The sequence below is a fragment of the Xanthomonas sp. NCPPB 3959 genome (assembly GCF_056675575.1).
In genome coordinates, this window is sequence record NZ_JBWWVR010000015.1 from 1 (window position 1) to 13,804 (window position 13,804).

Here is a 13,804-nt window from a genome sequence, read left to right on the forward strand (position 1 = left end):
GAAGCGCGGCTGGCTGCCACGCCCGCGTTCACGCAGATGGAAACCAGCATCCGCGAAGTGCTGGATTCGGATGCCAAGATTCCCGGCGTCCAGAAGATCGGCCCGTACTACTACAACTTCTGGAAGGACAAGCAGCATGAGCGCGGCCTATGGCGGCGCACCACGCTGGACGAATACCGCAAGCCGGCGCCCAAGTGGGAAACCGTGCTGGATCTGGATGCGCTCAACAAGGCCGAAGGCGAGAACTGGGTCTGGCACGGCGCCGACTGCCTGCGCCCGGATTACCAGCGTTGCCTGATCGCGCTGTCGCGCGGCGGCGCCGATGCCGATGTCACGCGCGAGTTCGATCTGGCTGGCAAGCAGTGGGTCAAGGACGGCTTCTTCCGTCCGGAGGCCAAGGGCGGCCTGGGCTGGGTCGATAAAGACACCGTCTACGTCTACACCGATTTCGGCCCCGGCGCGCTGACCAGCTCCGGCTACCCGCGCATCGCCAAGCAGTGGAAGCGCGGCACCCCGCTGAGCGCAGCCACGGTGGTGTACGAAGGCAAGCCGACCGATATGTATATCGCCGCGATGCACGACGACACGCCCGGATTCGAGCGCGATTTCGTCAGCCGCACGCTGGCCTTCTACAACGAAGAGCTGTATTTCAAGGGTGCCGACGGCAAGCTGGTCAAGGTGGATGCGCCCAACTCGGCCAGTAAGGCGGTCAAGCGCGAATGGCTGACGCTGGAACTGCGCGATCCGTGGACGGTGGGCGGCAAGACCTACAAGGCTGGCTCGTTGCTGGTCACGCGGTTTGACGACTTCATGGCCGGCAAGCGCAATTTCGATGTGCTGTTCGAGCCCACCGACACCACCTCGCTGGCCGGCATCGCCTGGACCAAGTCGCACCTGGTGTTGAACGTGCTGGAAGACGTCAAGAATCGCCTGAGCGTGGTCACTCCCTCGCAGGATGGCTGGAAGAAGAGTGCCTTCGTCGGTGCGCCGGCGTTCGGTACCGTGGATGTCAGCGCGGTGGACAGCGACGACAGCGACGCGCTGTGGCTGACCGTCACCGACTATCTGACCCCGACCACCTTGTCGTGGGTGGAGGTGGGCAGCGCGCCGCAACCGCTCAAGACCATGCCGGCGTTCTTCGATGCCGGCAAGGACAGCATCGAACAGCACTTTGCTACCAGCAAGGACGGCACCCGCGTACCGTATTTCCTGGTGCGTCCCAAGGACCTGAAGCTCGACGGCAGTGCACCGACGCTGCTGTACGGCTACGGCGGTTTCGAAATCTCGATGACGCCGAATTATTCCGGCTCAATGGGCCGCGCCTGGCTGGAAAAGGGCGGCGTCTACGTGGTGGCCAACATCCGCGGCGGTGGCGAATACGGCCCGCGCTGGCACCAGGCCGCGCTCAAGCAGAACCGCCACAAGGCCTACGAAGACATGGCTGCGGTGGCCAAGGACCTGGTCGCGCGCAAGATCACCTCGACCAAGCATCTGGGCGTGCAGGGCGGCAGCAACGGCGGCCTGATGACCGGCAACATGCTCACCCAGTATCCGGAACTGTTCGGTGCGGTGGTGGTGCAGGTGCCATTGCTGGACATGAAGCGCTATAGCCATCTGCTGGCCGGCGCGTCGTGGATGGCCGAATACGGCAACCCGGATACCGACGACTGGAAGTTCATCCAGACCTTTTCGCCGTATCACCTGTTCGATCCGAAAAAGACCTATCCGCCGGTGATCTTCCTGACTTCCACCCGCGATGACCGGGTGCATCCGGGCCACGCACGCAAGATGGCAGCCAAGATGATCGAGGCCGGCAAGGACGTGACCTACTACGAGAACATCGAGGGCGGCCACGGCGGTGCGGCCAACAATGCGCAGGCGGCGCATATGGCGGCGCTGGCCTACAGCTTCCTGTGGGAGCGGTTGGCCGATTGAGGCGCCGGCCGGAAGTGGTTCTGTAAGTCGAGTTGCTTTCGTTGTGTCCTGCTCTGAAGAAAGCCCTGGGTCGATTGGCTCAGGGCTTTTTTATGCTTCCTTCTCCCTGCGGGAGAAGGTGCCCGAAGGGCGGATGAGGGTACGGTTTGCACGCGATAGTTGATGCTTGTTCAATGAAGCAACTGCGGAAGTAGAGTCTCGAGCAGAGGCTTGAGGCAAAGCCAAAGCCAAGGCTTCCGCGCCTTGCGGCGCGGGTTACTTTTGTTTCGGCAAAAGTAACCAAAACCATGTCGCCCGACGCGATCCGGTGCGATGGAGCCGCACCGGTGCCCTGCGCTCCTCGCCACACGCGGCACGGCGCCCAAACTCGTTGCGCTCAGACAGGGCGCCTCTTCGGCCACGCGTGGCTGCGGTGCTCGGCTCGCTCTAGGGCGAGGGAGGCACAAGCCAGTAGCCAGAGAGCAGAAGCGCAAAAACAGAAGCGCAAAAGCTAAAGCGAAAAAAGAAAAAGCCCAGAGGCAGAAAAACAGCAGCTATGGCTGTCTATATCGACTGCAATGAGCGCGCTGCTGCGGCTAAACGCAGCTGCAGAGATTGACCGTGTAAATCACGCGTCGCGCAATCAAAGATGTCGCAACCCACGCGCAATCCGCTCTACCGCCTGCTCAAGGCGCGGCAGGCTCTGGGTATACGCAATACGGACGTGTTGATTGGCGCGATGAAAGCCGAAGTCGATGCCTGGGGTGAAGGCGACATGTTCGGTTTCCAGGAAATGGGCGCAGAAGGCCTGGGCATCGCCGGAGAATGCGCTGATATCGGCGTACAGATAAAACGCGCCTTGTGGCTCGACGTCGATCTTGAAACCCAATGCGCGCAAGGCAGGCAGTAAATAATCGCGGCGTTGCTGGAACTCGGCCCGGCGGGCTTCGAAGATGGCGATGCTTTCTGGCGTAAAACAGGCCAGTGCGGCGTGCTGGGCAATCGTGGAGGCGCTGATGTAGAGATTTTGCGCGAGTTTCTCCAACTCCGGCACTGCCTTGGGTGGGGCGATCAGCCAGCCCAGGCGCCAGCCGGTCATGCCGAAATACTTGGAAAAACTGTTCAAGACGAAGGCGCCGTCGTCTACTTCCAGCACGCTGTGCGCATCCATGCCATAGGTCAGGCCGTGATAGATCTCGTCCACCACGAAGTGGCCGCCGCGCGCATGCAACGCCTGCGACAACGCCGCCAGTTGTTCGCGCGACAGCACACTGCCGGTGGGGTTTGCCGGCGAGGCGACCAGTGCGCCGACGCTATCGGCATTCCAGCAGGCGTCTACCAGGCCGGGCGTCAGTTGGTAATCGGTGTCCGCGCCGACCGGCACCAGTTGTGCGGCGCCTTCGACCAGGCGCAGAAAGTGACGGTTGCACGGATAGCCGGGGTCGGCGAGCAGCCAGTGCTTGTTCGGGTCGACCAACAGGCTGCTGGCCAGCAGCAAGGCGCCGGAACCGCCGGGTGTGACCAGGATGCGTTCCGGATCAATGTCGCAGCCATAGCGCTGCGCATAAAACCCAGCGATGGCTGCACGCAGTGCAGGAAGGCCGCGTGCGGCGGTGTAGCGGGTGTGCCCGGCGGCCAATGCGGCCTGTCCGGCGGCAACGATCGGTGCGGCGGTGGTGAAATCCGGTTCGCCGATTTCCAGGTGGATCACATCGTGGCCGGCCTGTTCGAGTGCGTTGGCGCGCGCCAGCAGCGACATCACATGGAACGGCGCGATGTCCTGACTGCGACGGCTATAACCGGAGGAGTGCGGAGGCGTGGTATCCATCGGCAGGATGGTAGACCAGTCATTGCACAGGTTTTGTTACCGCGCGGCAAAGATCACCGCGCGTCCGGGCGTGTGCGTCACCATATGGATAACCATCGGGACCAAGTGCGTGCCCGCCGAATGCGAACGTAGTCCTTACGCGCAGACACGCATGGCCATCGGGTTCTAGCGGTCGCTGCCCGGCCTGCCGCAGACCACACACGATCATCCTGATCCCGGACGTCGCAACTTCGCTATCGCGCGCGGCACCAGACTCCTGGCACATGACGCTGCGCGCCGGTCTCTTCTACACTCGGGCGCTGGGATGGCATTGCGTTCATCCAACGGACCCCAATCTGATGAAGCCTGTCCTGACTCTTCTGATCGCCAGCCTGATGACCACCTCTGTTCCTTCCGCCTTCGCAGCTCTCCCGTCGCCGCCGGACGTGGCCAAGCACCCGCATGTGGTCAAGGCCCCGTTCGGTGCAACCCGCAACGACGATTACTACTGGTTGCGCGACGACAAGCGCGAAGACAAGGCGATGCTGGCCTACCTCAACGCCGAGAACGCCTACACCGACAAGGTGATGGCGCCGCTGAAGCCGTTGGAAGACACGCTGTATACCGAGATCGTCGGGCGCATCAAGCAGGACGACGCCAGCGTGCCGTATCGCGCACGTGGCTACTGGTATTACACCCGTTTCGAAGCCGGCAAGGATTACCCGATCCAGGCGCGCCGCAAGGGCAGCATGGAGGCACCGGAAGAGATTCTGCTCGACGTTAATCAGATGGCCGCAGGCAAGGGCTATTTCAGTGTCGGCGATGCGGAAGTCAGCCAGGACAATCGCATTCTGGCCTGGGCCGACGATGCCGTGGGCCGTCGCCAGTACACGATCCGTTTCAAGAATCTGGACACCGGCGAGATCTACCCGGACACCGTGGAAGGTGTCGCCGCGAACGTGGTCTGGGCCGACGACAACAAGACCCTGTTCTATATCGAAAACGACCCGGAAACGCTGCTCACCGTGCGCGTGAAAAAGCACGTGCTGGGCACGCCCTCCAAGAGCGACGTGCTGGTCTATGAGGAGAAGGACGACAGCTTCTACATGGGCATCAGCCGCACCCGCGACGACAAGTACATCGTGATCGGCGTGGAAAGCACGGTGTCGTCCGAATCGCGCTACGCGCCGGCCGACAAGCCCGAGCGCTTCACGGTGTTGGCCAAGCGCGAGCGCGATGTCGAATATCACCCCGAGCATTTCGACGGCCGCTGGGTGATCCGCACCAATGCCGATGGCGCCAAGAACTTCAAGCTGGTGACTGCGCCCACCGATGCGACCACGCGCAAGCAGTGGACCGATTGGGTGGCGCACGATGACAACGTCTACATCGAAAACTTCGAGCTGTTCGATGGCTTTACGGCGATCGAAGAGCGCTCCGGTGGGCTGGAACGCGTACGCCTGCTCAAGCGCGATGGCAGCCATGAGTACGTCAAGGCAGATGAGCCGGCGTATTCCATGGGCCTGGCGATCAATTCCGAGCCGGACACGGCCTGGCTGCGTTACAGCTATACCTCGCTGACCACACCGGCAACGACATACGAGCTCAATACGCAGACCGGCGAGCGCAAGTTGCTCAAGCAGCAGCCGGTGATCGGCTACGACCCCAGCAAGTACGTCACCGAGCGCGTGTGGGTGACCGCGCGCGACGGCGTCAAGGTGCCGGTGTCGCTGGTCTACAAGCAGGGCTTCAAGAAGGACGGCACTGCCGCGCTGTTCCAGTACGCTTACGGCAGCTACGGCGCATCAATGGACCCGGCGTTCAACCTGCCGGCGATCAGCCTGGTGGACCGTGGCGTGGTGTATGCCATCGCGCATATCCGCGGCGGGCAGGAGATGGGCCGGCAGTGGTACGACGACGGCAAGTTGCTGCACAAGAAGAACACCTTTACCGACTTCGTCGATGTCACGCGTGGGCTGGTTGCGCAGGGCTATGCAGCCAAGGATCGCGTCGCCGCATCCGGTGGCAGCGCCGGTGGCCTGCTGATGGGCGCGGTGGCCAACATGGCCCCGCAGGACTACCGCGTGATGGTGGCGCAGGTGCCGTTCGTCGATGTGGTCACCACCATGCTCGACGCCAGCATCCCGCTCACCACCAACGAATACGACGAGTGGGGCAACCCGGAAAACAAGGCCTATTACGACTACATGCTGTCGTACTCGCCGTACGACAACGTGCGCAAACAGGCCTACCCGGCGTTGTTCGTCGGCACCGGTCTGTGGGATTCGCAGGTGCAGTATTGGGAGCCGGCCAAATGGGTCGCCAAACTGCGCGACGACAACACCGGCACCCAGCCGATCGTGTTCCGCACCAACATGGAAGCCGGCCACGGCGGCAAATCCGGCCGCTTCCGTCGCTACCGCGAGGCGGCCGAATCGTATGCGTTTGTGTTGGACCAGCTTGGGGTCAAGTAGGTGAGGGGCGGGGATTTGGGAATCGGGATTTGGGATTTGTAAGAGCAGGGCTCTCCAGTTCCTGCGTGCAGACGTACCCTCATCCGCCCTTCGGGCATCTTCTCCCGGTGGGAGAAGGGGGGCGCTGACCACCTCACCCCCCACTGGTCGTATCATTTACCCATGACGCGACCGACTCGATTCCGCTGGGCCTGGTGGTTGCTGGCCTACGCCAGCCTGGCCACCGGCATCGTCGGTATCTTCGTGCCCGGGTTGCCGACCACCGTCTTCATTCTTATTTCCGCCTGGGCCGCCTCGCATGGCTCCGAGCGTCTGCACAACTGGCTGCTCTCGCATCCGCGCTTCGGCCCTGCCATTGTCGAATGGCAGACCTATCGCGCGGTCAGCCGCAAGGCCAAATGGATGGCCACGCTCACCATGACCGTCTGCGCCGGCATCATGCTGTGGTGCGTGCCGGTGTTCTGGGTCAAATGCCTGTCGATCGGCAGCATGGCCGTGGTGGCGATCTGGCTGTGGCTGCGCCCCGAGCCGCCACCGCGCGTGCTGCCCACCGCGCCCTGAGCGCACGGCAGTCAGGGTGTTCTGGCTATACTTCGGTGCATGAGTATTCTGTCCCGACCATCCGTTCGCCTCGCACTGGTTGGTGCGACCTTTGTCCTGCTTGCCGCTTGCGGTAACAAGGGCCCGCTGGTGATGCCGCAGAAGCCGGTGCCGGTGGAAGCCCAGCCCGTGCCGCAGCCGCCGGATGCGCCGCAACCGCTGGACGAGTCGACGCCGGCGCCTGCACCGGTGAACACCGACACCCAGCCCGCGCCCACCACCGACCAGCCCGCTAGCCGCGGCAATGAGCGCTGACGGCCGCAGCGAGCGTCTGCGTTTCACCAAAATGCATGGCGCCGGCAACGATTTCGTGGTGCTGGACCTGCGCGACGGCACGCCACCGCCGGATGCCGCGCTGGCCGCACGTCTGGCCGACCGCCACTTCGGCGTGGGCTGCGACCAGATCCTGACTATCGAAGCGCCACGCAGCAGCGAGGCGGTGGCCGCCTACGGCATCTGGAATTCCGACGGCTCGGCCGCGCGCCAATGCGGCAACGGCGCGCGCTGTGTCGCCGCCTGGTTGGTGCGCGATGGCACGGCGCAGGGCGATGATTTCGTCATCGACAGCCCGTTCACCGCGCACCGCGTGCAGCGTCTGGACGCCGGCACCTATGCGGTGGCGATGGGCGTGCCGCACTTCGAGCCCACGCAGATCCCGTTGGCCGGCTTTGCACATGCGCGCGAGGAATACGCGCTGCCGGTGCACGGCGAGACCGTGCGCTTTGGCGCGGTGTCGATGGGTAACCCCCACGCCGTGATCGAGGTGGGTCGCGTGGATGCTGCGCCGGTGGAGCGCGTGGGCGCGCTGTTGCAGCAGAATGCCGCGTTTCCCGATTCGGTCAACGTCGGCTTTGTGCAGGTTGTCGAGCCCACGCATGTGCGTCTGCGCGTGTTCGAGCGCGGCGTCGGCGAAACCCTGGCCTGCGGCAGTGGCGCGTGCGCGGCTGCAGTGGTGCTGATGCAGCGTGGTCGTGTTGAGCGCGATGTGCGGGTGTCCTTGCCCGGTGGCGAGCTGCGCATCCGCTGGGCCGGCGATCAGCAGGAAGTGGTGATGTCCGGCCCGGCCGTGTTCGTTTTCGATGGAGAGTGGAACTGATGAGCGAGAGCGTGGATAAATTCAGCGCGCACGAAGTGGCCACGTGGTTGCGACGCCACCCGACCTTCCTCAAACAGTTCCCGGACCTTGCGGTGAGTTTGCTGGTACCACGCGACGACGGCCCGACCGCCTCGCTGGCCACCTATCAGCTGGAAGTGCTGCGCGACAAGAATCGCGAACTGTCGCGGCGGTTGCACGAACTTGGCCACAACGCCCAGGACAACGAACGCCTGGCGGTGCGCACGCATCAACTGACGCTGGCGCTGATGCGTCAGACCAGCGCGGCCGACACGCTCAAGGCGATGGCGGCCTCGCTGGCAGAAGATTTCAATGGCGAACTGGTGCGGCTGGTGTTGCTGACGCCGGTCGCCGGACTGGACGCGGACTGGCTGCAGGTCATCGCCGCCGATGACGCGCGCTTGGCGCCGTTCCGCGATTGTCTGAGCGACGGCGAGCCGATCTGCGGCCGCCTGCAGACCGAAAAACATGCACTGCTGTATGCCGAGCAAGCCGCCGAGGTGCAATCGACCGCGCTGCTGCCGCTGCCCGGTATCGGCCTGATCGCGGTCGGCAGCAGCGATGCCAATCGCTTCTATCCCGGCATGGGAACGCTGTTTCTGCGCATGATGGGCGAATCGTTGAGCGTCGCACTGCAACGCTTCGACGCATGATGCGCACCGCAGGGCGCGCCGATGCGAGCGACCTGCGGTGGATGGTTGTTCCGATGGCGCGGCAGCGAGGAATTTAAAGATGTCTTCGGTCGAAGACTTTCTTTCATATCTTCAGGTCGAACGGCAGGTGTCTGCGCACACGCTGGATGCCTATCGGCGCGATCTTGCTGCGTTGGTGAGCTGGGCGGTCGAGCAAAAGAGTGAAGATGGCGCGCCGTTGGATGCAGCGCTGCTGGACAGCGCGCAACTCACCAGCGCGCAGTTGCGCCAGTTCGTCGCTGCCGAGCATCGACGCGGTCTGTCGCCCAAGAGCCTGCAGCGCCGGCTCTCGGCATGCCGTAGTTATTACGCCTGGCTGCTCAAGCATGGCCGCATTGCAGCCAGCCCGGCGGCAGCGATGCGTGCGCCCAAGGCGCCGCGCAAATTGCCGCAGGTATTGGATGCCGATGAAGCGGTGCGCCTGGTCGAAGTGCCGACCGATGCGCCGCTGGGCTTGCGCGACCGCGCCTTGCTGGAGCTGTTCTATTCGTCCGGGCTGCGCTTGAGTGAGCTATGCGCGCTGCGCTGGCGCGATCTGGATCTGGAGAGCGGCCTGGTGATGGTGCTGGGCAAGGGCGAAAAGCAGCGCCTGGTGCCGGTAGGGTCGCATGCGATCACCGCACTGCGCGCGTGGCTACGCGATAGCGGCGGGCGTGCCGAAACGCATGTGTTCCCCGGCCGTGCGGGCGGTGCGATTTCGCAACGTGCGGTACAGATCCGCATCAAGCAACTGGCGGTGCGCCAGGGCATGTTCAAGGACGTGCATCCGCATATGCTGCGGCACAGTTTTGCCAGCCATATTCTTGAATCGTCCGGCGATCTGCGCGGCGTACAGGAGTTGCTCGGCCACTCCGATATCGCCACCACGCAGATCTACACGCATCTGGATTTCCAGCATCTGGCCAAGGTCTACGACGCCGCGCATCCGCGTGCCAAGCGCAAGAAAGCTGATGAGTGAGTGCGGGCGAAGCGCGCGCACACTGACATGTCCAAGCAGTGCGCTCGCGCTCCTGCCGTCTGAGCGCGCTGCATCAGCCGCCCGCAGCACATGCGCGCAGCATGCTTGAACCCGGCAGGGGCGTCCCCACCTCATTGGAAACCCCCGGAGGACCCATGGACCCCAGCCAGAATCCCAACATCGTTCACGCCACCACCATCATTTCGGTTCGGCGTGGTGGGCATGTCGCCGTTGCCGGCGATGGCCAGGTCACGCTTGGCCATACCGTCATGAAGGGCAATGCGCGCAAGGTGCGCCGGCTCGGCCGCGAGGGTCAGGTGCTGGCCGGTTTCGCTGGCGCTGCCGCCGATGCGTTCACCTTGTTCGAGTTGTTCGAAGCCAAGCTCGACAAGCACGGCCAGCTGACTCGCGCAGCGGTGGAATTGGCCAAGGATTGGCGCACCGAGCGCCGCCTGGGCAAGCTCGAAGCCCTGCTTGCGGTCGCCGATAAAGAGACCTCGCTGATCATCAGCGGCACCGGCGATGTGATCGAACCAGAAGACGGCATCATCGCCATCGGTTCGGGTGGTTCGTACGCCTTGTCGGCCGCCCGCGCGCTGTTGGCGCACACCGAACTGGATGCCAAGACCATCGCCACCGAAGCGATCCACATCGCTGGCGATATCTGTATCTATACCAATCGCAATGTGGTGGTCGAAGAGCTGTGATTCGGGATTTGGGATTGGGGATTCGCAAAAGCACTTCTTTCCCTGCGCCCGGACACGCATCGATCGTTCCTACTCCGCTTTTACGAATCCCAAATCCCCAATGCCCAACATCGATACCGCCACCATGACTCCGCGCGAAATCGTGCAGGAGCTCGACCGTCATATCGTTGGCCAGCACGACGCCAAGCGCGCGGTCGCCATTGCGCTGCGTAATCGCTGGCGCCGGATGCAGTTGCCCGAAGAACTGCGCAACGAAGTGATGCCCAAGAACATCCTGATGATCGGCCCCACCGGTGTCGGCAAGACCGAGATCGCGCGACGTTTGGCCACATTGGCCAATGCGCCGTTCGTCAAGGTGGAAGCCACGCGCTTTACCGAAGTGGGCTACGTCGGCAAGGACGTGGAGCAGATCATTCGCGATCTGGCCGACACCTCGGTCAAGTTGTATCGCGAGCAGGCCAAGGTGCGCGTGCGCAACCAGGCCGAAGAACGCGCCGAAGATCGCATCCTGGATGCGCTGCTGCCGCGCCGCGCAGCGGGGATTGGCTTCGACCCGGAGGCTGCGCGTAACGAGCCGTCGTCGCAGGACAACGACACCCGCATCAAGTTTCGCCGCATGCTGCGCAATGGTGAGCTGGACGAGCGCGAGATCGAACTGGAAGTCGCAGTCAACGCCAGCATGGACATCATGACCCCGCCGGGCATGGAAGAAATGGGCCAGCAGCTGCGGCAGATGTTTTCTAATCTGGGCAGCGGCAAGTCGCAAAAGCGCAAACTCACCATCAAGGCCGCGCGCCCGCTGCTGATCGAAGAAGAGGCCGGCAAGCTGGTCAACGAAGACGACGTACGTGCGGCGGCGATCGAAGCCTGCGAGCAGCACGGCATCGTGTTCATCGATGAAATCGACAAGGTCGCCAAGCGTGGCGAAGCCGGTTCGACCGGTGGCGATGTCAGTCGCGAAGGTGTGCAACGCGATCTGCTGCCGCTGGTGGAAGGCTCCAACGTGTCGACCAAGTACGGCACGGTCAAGACCGACCATATCCTGTTCATCGCGTCCGGCGCGTTTCATCTGGCCAAGCCCAGCGATCTGATTCCCGAATTGCAGGGCCGTTTCCCGATCCGGGTGGAATTGACCGCACTGACCAAGGCCGATTTCGTGCGCATCCTTACCGAGCCCAAGGCCGCGTTGATCAAGCAGTACGAAGCCTTGTTGCAAACCGAGGGCGTGAACTTGACCTTCGGTGCCGATGCGGTGGACCGGCTGGCCGAGATCGCCGCGCAGGTCAACGAGCGCCAGGAGAATATCGGTGCGCGTCGTCTGCACACGGTGCTGGAGCGCTTGCTGGATACGCTCAGCTACGAAGCCCCGGATCGCGATGGACAGAGCGTCGCCGTGGACGCGGCGTATGTCGATGCGCAGTTGGGTGAGCTGGTGCAGGATCCGGATCTGAGCCGCTACATCCTCTAGGGATGCAGGGTGTTGCAACGCAAAGGCCCGCCGATTCGGCGGGCCTTTGCGTTGCGTGCATCACGCATCGAAATCAGCAGTGCGTGACATGCCTGGTTGCAGCGCGCATGCACAAGGCGGCGCGGCGACTGCGTGCCATCGTTAGCGAGAAGCAGCATGGCGCAGATTGGCGCTGTAGCGATGCAGTAACTCCATGTGCACCTGCGCGTAGGCGGTGTCGGTCAGGCTGGTGGCCAGTGGCGAGGTGACTGCAGCCCGCGCCGCTTCCGCGCGCGCCTGGTCCAGATCTTCGCTGCGTGCGGCAAGATCGGCGAGCACGAACACCTTGTCCGGCTGTACTTCCACGTAGCCACCGCAGACATAGATCTGCAACGGCTCGCCGCTGACCGGGTGGATATGCAGCATGCCTTCGGCCAGGATGGTCAGCAGCGGCGTGTGCCGTGCCATCACGCCGAAGCGGCCCTCGCTTCCGGGAAGGCTGACCTCGCGCACTTCGCCGCTCCACAACGCACCGCTCAGGCTGACGATGTCCAGTTGCAGGGAGTGCGCAGTGGACGTGTTGGACACCTGTTCGTTGGCCGCTGCCATCAATGATCTACCGGGTAAAACGCGAGCTTAGCGCCCGGCGTGTCAAAAGACCTTGATTGATATCAACTCGGATGAGCGTGCCGAGCGTTGCGCGTGGATGGCACGTGCAACGCGGCGTGCGCTGTGCTTCCGCGTGCGGGCAAGCGCTGTCCAGTCTGCTCAAGCGGCGTCAGTCTTCGCCGATGTCTTCGTTCCACACATCGGGGTTGGCGGAAATATAGCCGCCCAGCAAGTCGATGCATTCCTGGCTTTGCAAGTCGATGACGTTGACGCCGTGCTCGCGCAGCCAGGACACACCGCCCTGGAAGGTGACCGACTCGCCAACCACCACCGTGCCGATATTGAACTGGCGTACCAGCCCGCTGCAGTACCAGCACGGCGCCAGCGTGGTCACCATGATGGTGTCCTTGTAGCGGCGCTGGCGGCCGGCCTTGCGGAAGGCATCGGTCTCGCCGTGCACGGAGGGATCGTTTTCCTGCACGCGGCGGTTGTGACCGCAACCGAGCAGACGCCCGTCGTTGTGATACAGCGCAGCGCCGATCGGGATGCCGCCTTCGGCCAGGCCTTGGCGGGCTTCGGCGATGGCGGTGTCGAGCAGGGCGCGGTAGTCGGGGGTGGTGATCATGCAGGCTCCTGGGTGGCGGCGTCGGCGCGACGCAGCATGTCGATGTGGGGAATGCCGTCTTCCAGATACACGGCGGAAGATGGCGTAAAACCGTGTGCGGCATAGAACGCTTGCAGGTGCGATTGCGCACCCAGTTGCACTGCGCTGGCGGGCCAGTGTTGCTGCACCACGCGCAAGCCTTCGCGTAGCAGCGCATGCGCAAAGCCGTGACCACGCTGCGCGGCGGCAATGACCACCCGGCCGATACTGGGTTCGGAATAACTCACGCCGGGCGGCAACACGCGCAGATAAGCGGCCAACGCAGCGTCGTCAGTGCTGCCGAGCAGATGCAACACGCCCGGCAACACGTCCTTGCCGTCCAGCTCCGGATACGCGCACTGCTGCTCCACCACAAACACATCCGAGCGCAGCCGCAGCAGCGCATACAGCTGCGTGGTGCTCAGTTGCTCGAAGCGCAGACATTGCCAGCGCAGCGAGAGCGAATGGGAGGACGAAGAAGACATCACCGCATGATAGCGGCTGCGTTGGCTTAGAGTGGCTAACAAAACTACTTAACGCCAGCTGATCTGCTGCCCGGCTGCAGGGCCCTTGCCCGCCCACCATCGCGGGACACGCTGCAAGTACGTCCTTGTAAGCTCTTGCGCGGCATCCATGCCGCTTAAGGTCCCGCGACGGTGAGCGGGCAAGGACCAGTCAGGATGGTCGGTGTGCATGTTTTCAATAATGCAACCGACTCACTCTCTGGTGCGGTGTCCTCGCCGATTGCGGGACCGTTGGCGGCATGGATGCCGCCAACGAGCCCCCAGGGACGGGTTTACGGCGTGTCCCGCGAGCGGCGAGGGCACCGCGCATTCGAC

13 protein-coding genes are annotated in these 13,804 nt (G+C 63.5%); 9 read left to right on the plus strand and 4 right to left on the minus strand.

Annotation, left to right across the window (positions count from 1 at the left end):
• Window positions 1-1,935: prolyl oligopeptidase family serine peptidase (locus AC1KVG_RS16770; protein ID WP_481095141.1), on the plus strand; the 1,935-nt coding region annotated here is incomplete at its 5' end.
• A gap of 622 nt (window positions 1,936-2,557) precedes the next feature.
• On the opposite strand, the gene AC1KVG_RS16775 is transcribed toward AC1KVG_RS16770, so the two are convergent.
• Complete coding sequence (locus AC1KVG_RS16775) at window positions 2,558-3,742, minus strand: pyridoxal phosphate-dependent aminotransferase (RefSeq protein WP_481095142.1); 1,185 nt, start codon at window positions 3,740-3,742, stop codon at window positions 2,558-2,560.
• Window positions 3,743-4,080: 338 nt separating this feature from the next.
• Here AC1KVG_RS16775 and AC1KVG_RS16780 point away from each other — a divergent pair, with 338 nt between their 5' ends.
• The 8 genes from AC1KVG_RS16780 (at window position 4,081) to hslU (ending at window position 11,734) form a co-directional block, all read left to right on the plus strand.
• Complete coding sequence (locus tag AC1KVG_RS16780; protein ID WP_481095143.1) at window positions 4,081-6,195, plus strand: S9 family peptidase; 2,115 nt, start codon at window positions 4,081-4,083, stop codon at window positions 6,193-6,195.
• A gap of 162 nt (window positions 6,196-6,357) precedes the next feature.
• Window positions 6,358-6,756, plus strand: coding sequence for a YbaN family protein (locus AC1KVG_RS16785; RefSeq protein WP_115037675.1), 399 nt, complete (start codon window positions 6,358-6,360; stop codon window positions 6,754-6,756).
• A 39-nt stretch (window positions 6,757-6,795) separates the two neighbouring features.
• The gene (gene lptM / locus AC1KVG_RS16790; protein ID WP_104549567.1) at window positions 6,796-7,050 is read left to right on the plus strand and encodes an LPS translocon maturation chaperone LptM; all 255 of its coding nucleotides are present in this window, start codon (window positions 6,796-6,798) and stop codon (window positions 7,048-7,050) included.
• Entirely contained in the window at window positions 7,040-7,891 is an 852-nt protein-coding gene (dapF, locus tag AC1KVG_RS16795; protein WP_481095144.1) for a diaminopimelate epimerase, read from the plus strand. The genes lptM and dapF overlap by 11 nt, the downstream gene beginning before the upstream one ends.
• Window positions 7,891-8,562: a DUF484 family protein gene (locus AC1KVG_RS16800; RefSeq protein ID WP_006451316.1), complete on the plus strand. Its 672-nt coding sequence runs from the start codon at window positions 7,891-7,893 to the stop codon at window positions 8,560-8,562. The genes dapF and AC1KVG_RS16800 overlap by 1 nt, the downstream gene beginning before the upstream one ends.
• Window positions 8,563-8,641: 79 nt before the next feature.
• Window positions 8,642-9,559, plus strand: a complete 918-nt coding sequence (gene xerC, locus AC1KVG_RS16805; RefSeq protein WP_481095145.1) for a tyrosine recombinase XerC — start codon at window positions 8,642-8,644, stop codon at window positions 9,557-9,559.
• 155 nt (window positions 9,560-9,714) lie between these two features.
• Window positions 9,715-10,266, plus strand: a complete 552-nt coding sequence (gene hslV / locus AC1KVG_RS16810; RefSeq protein ID WP_006451318.1) for an ATP-dependent protease subunit HslV — start codon at window positions 9,715-9,717, stop codon at window positions 10,264-10,266.
• A 100-nt stretch (window positions 10,267-10,366) separates the two neighbouring features.
• On the plus strand, window positions 10,367-11,734 hold the full coding sequence (gene hslU, locus AC1KVG_RS16815; protein ID WP_481095146.1) for an ATP-dependent protease ATPase subunit HslU: 1,368 nt from the start codon (window positions 10,367-10,369) through the stop codon (window positions 11,732-11,734).
• A gap of 141 nt (window positions 11,735-11,875) precedes the next feature.
• On the opposite strand, the gene atpC is transcribed toward hslU, so the two are convergent.
• The 3 genes from atpC to AC1KVG_RS16830 form a co-directional block, all read right to left on the minus strand.
• A complete protein-coding gene (gene atpC / locus AC1KVG_RS16820; protein WP_168958670.1) occupies window positions 11,876-12,322 on the minus strand; it encodes an ATP synthase F1 subunit epsilon in 447 nt (148 codons plus the stop codon).
• Between the two features lie 169 nt (window positions 12,323-12,491).
• Complete coding sequence (locus AC1KVG_RS16825) at window positions 12,492-12,947, minus strand: nucleoside deaminase (protein ID WP_006451321.1); 456 nt, start codon at window positions 12,945-12,947, stop codon at window positions 12,492-12,494.
• Entirely contained in the window at window positions 12,944-13,450 is a 507-nt protein-coding gene (locus AC1KVG_RS16830) for a GNAT family N-acetyltransferase (RefSeq protein WP_481095147.1), read from the minus strand. Before AC1KVG_RS16830 ends, AC1KVG_RS16825 begins: the two co-directional genes overlap by 4 nt.
• Window positions 13,451-13,804: the final 354 nt, after the last annotated feature.